Raw genomic sequence first — 3053 nt, forward strand, 5'->3', positions numbered from 1 at the left:
AGATGTGTATAAGGGAAGAATCCCGGCAGACCCCCAGGGTGCAGCGGAAACAGGCCCGACCCCGGTAGCGGGCCCGGCCTCACTCTGCAAGGGATGATTCGGCAGATAGGGCGCAAGATGAGCCCGCACAGCCACAGGCCCCACCCCGGGCCCACCCCCACCATGAGGAATGCAGAACGTCTTGTGCAGATTCAGGTGGGAAACATCCCCACCGAAATGCCCAGGCTTGGCCAGCCCGACCAGCGCATTCAGATTGGCCCCGTCGACATAAACCTGCCCACCGGCCTCATGGACAAGCCCGCAGATCTCCCCGACATGCTCCTCGAACACCCCGTGCGTGGACGGGTACGTGATCATCAGCACCGCGAGCTCGTCCCGGTACTGCCCGATCTTCCCCCGCAGATCCTCGACATCGACCTCCCCGTCCCCGGAGGTCTTGACGACGACGACCTTCATCCCGGCCATCACCGCACTAGCCGCGTTGGTCCCGTGCGCGGACGACGGAATGAGACACACGGTCCGCTGAAGATCCCCGTTGGCCCGGTGATAGGCGCGTACGGCGAGCAGCCCCGCCAACTCCCCCTGCGACCCGGCGTNNCTCGGCGAGCCGCTCCTCCAGTTCCCGGATGAGCGTGAGGTACCCCCCGGCCTGCTCGACCGGCGCGAAGGGGTGCAGCTGCCCGAACTCGGGCCAGGTGACCGGCTCCATCTCGGTCGTCGCGTTGAGCTTCATCGTGCAGGACCCGAGCGGAATCATCCCCCGGTCGAGCGCGTAGTCCCGATCGGCGAGCCGCCGCAGGTACCGCAGCATGGCGGTCTCGGACCGGTGCTGATGGAACACGGGATGCGTCAGCACCTCGTCCCGCCGCAACACCCCATCGCCCAGCCCTTCTTGAGCGGACGCGTCGAGCGAGTCGACATCCCCGGAAACCCCGAACGCCCCCCACACGACGGCGAGTTGCTCCCGGGTGGTGGTCTCGTCACAGGCGACGGACACATGGTCCGCGTCGACGAGCCGCAGATTCACCCCACCGTCCCGAGCGGCCTCGACGACCCGGGCCGCGCCGCCGGGCACCCGCACCGACACCGTGTCGAAGAAGGCCCCGTGGACGACCTCGACACCCCCGGCCCGCAGCCCCTCGGCGAGGACAGTGGCGTACCGGTGCGTCTTCCAGGCGATCTGCCGCAGCCCGTCGGGCCCGTGGTAGACGGCGTACATCCCGGCCATGACGGCGAGCAGCACCTGCGCCGTGCAGATGTTGCTGGTCGCCTTCTCCCGCCGGATGTGCTGCTCGCGCGTCTGGAGCGCCAGCCGGTACGCCCGGTTGCCGTCCGCGTCGACGGACACCCCGACGAGCCGCCCGGGCAGGCTCCGCGCGAACTTCTCGTGCACGGCCATGTATCCGGCGTGCGGCCCCCCGAACCCCATCGGCACCCCGAACCGCTGCGTGGTCCCGACCGCGATGTCCGCCCCGAGTTCCCCGGGCGAGGTCAGCAGGGTCAGCGCCAGCAGATCGGCGGCGACGGTGACGAGCGCCCCCACCTCGTGCGCCTGCTCCACAAGCGGCTTGATGTCGCGTACGACGCCGGAGGCGCCGGGGTACTGGATCAGCACCCCGTTGATCTCCCGACCGGCGACCTCGGCCGGGATCCCGTCACCGAGGTCGGCGACGACGACCTCGACGCCGGCCGGTTCGGCCCGCGTCCGCAGGACGGCGACGGTCTGCGGGAACGCGTCCGCGTCGACGAGGAAGAGCCCCTTCTTGTTCTTCCCCATCCGCAGCGACAGCGCCATCGCCTCGGCGGCGGCCGTCCCCTCGTCCAGCAGCGAGGCCCCGGACGTCGGCAGCCCGGTCAGGTCCGCGACCATCGTCTGGAAGTTCAGCAGCGCTTCGAGGCGCCCTTGAGAGATCTCCGGCTGGTACGGCGTGTACGCGGTGTACCAGGCGGGGTTCTCCATCACGTTCCGCAGGATGACGGGCGGCGTGAACGTCCCGTAGTACCCGAGCCCGATCATCGACCCGAGCACCTGGTTGCGCCCGGCCAGTTCCCGCAGCTCGGCGAGTACCTGGGCCTCGGTCCGCGCACCCGGCAGGTCGAGCGCGGCGACGTTCTTGATCGCGTCCGGTACGGCGGCGGCGGTCAGCTCGTCCAGCGAGCCGTACCCGACCTGCGCGAGCATCTTGGCCTGGGCCTCGCGGTCGGGCCCGATATGGCGCTGTTCGAAGGGAATGCCCTGTTCCAGGACGCTGAGCGGGATACGGGGAGGGGTCATGAGGGGGCCTCCTGGCCGAGACGACCTTCGGTGGCACCACGGCTGCGGGGTGCCCGAACGGCCTCCCCCTCTGTCATCTCGACCTGAGAGCTTCACCGGCCGCCCGCGAGCGCCCGGCTTTCACCGTCGGTGAGAGCGGACGCCGTCGACACCCGCCCTGCTTTCCAGAGTGACCTCACCCGTGCGGTACGTGAGCCTGAGAGATTCCGGGGAGGAGTTGCTCCTTCGGCGCCTCCGAGGGTTCCGGAGGACTCTCCCGCACAGGGTCGACAGCCACTTTCACCTTACCAGCGAGGTCAACGCCCCAGCCTTCGAGTGGCCACCGTGGCCGAAGTGCTCTTTCGTAGTCCTTACGAAGGCTTCGGCCGCCCCGCGACCAGTGGAGGGCCCGTGCAGACCGACATCGATCCGCGCAACCTGATCGGCCGCAAGGCGTACGACCGGCACGGCGCGAAGATCGGCACGATCGACGAGGTCTACCTCGACGACGCGACCGGCGTCCCGGAGTGGGCCGCGATAAGGACGGGCCTGTTCACCCGCGACGCCTTCGTCCCCCTGGAGACCAGCGAACTCGTCGAGGGCACCCTGCACGTCCCCTATGACCGCGCCCTGATCAAGGACGCCCCCGACTTCGGCGTGGGCCGCCACCTCTCCCCCGCCCAGGAACTCCAGCTCTACCACCACTACGGCATGGACACGGTCGCCCCCACTCCACCCGAGGACCGCGACTTCGGCACGATCGCCGGCGAAGACCCGCCCGCCTAGCCGCCCCCAACAC

General features: G+C 69.5%; 1 protein-coding gene, 2 pseudogenes and 1 riboswitch. Of the genes and pseudogenes, 1 reads left to right on the forward strand and 2 read right to left on the reverse strand.

Going from position 1 to position 3053, the window contains the following annotated elements; translation table 11 throughout:
* Positions 1–9: 9 nt before the first annotated feature.
* Positions 10–596, reverse strand: a pseudogene (locus tag AOK24_RS51745) (glycine dehydrogenase (aminomethyl-transferring)); the annotation flags it as partial.
* A 2-nt stretch (positions 597–598) separates the two neighbouring features.
* Positions 599–2275: pseudogene (gcvPA, locus tag AOK24_RS39055) on the reverse strand (aminomethyl-transferring glycine dehydrogenase subunit GcvPA); the annotation flags it as partial.
* Between the two features lie 174 nt (positions 2276–2449).
* Positions 2450–2544, reverse strand: a riboswitch (glycine riboswitch).
* Positions 2545–2665: 121 nt separating this feature from the next.
* Here gcvPA and AOK24_RS39060 point away from each other — a divergent pair.
* Entirely contained in the window at positions 2666–3040 is a 375-nt protein-coding gene (locus AOK24_RS39060; protein WP_055724674.1) for a PRC-barrel domain-containing protein, read from the forward strand.
* Positions 3041–3053 lie beyond the last annotated feature (13 nt).

This window comes from Streptomyces niveiscabiei, assembly GCF_001419795.1.
Classification (GTDB): Bacteria; Actinomycetota; Actinomycetes; order Streptomycetales; family Streptomycetaceae; genus Streptomyces; species Streptomyces niveiscabiei.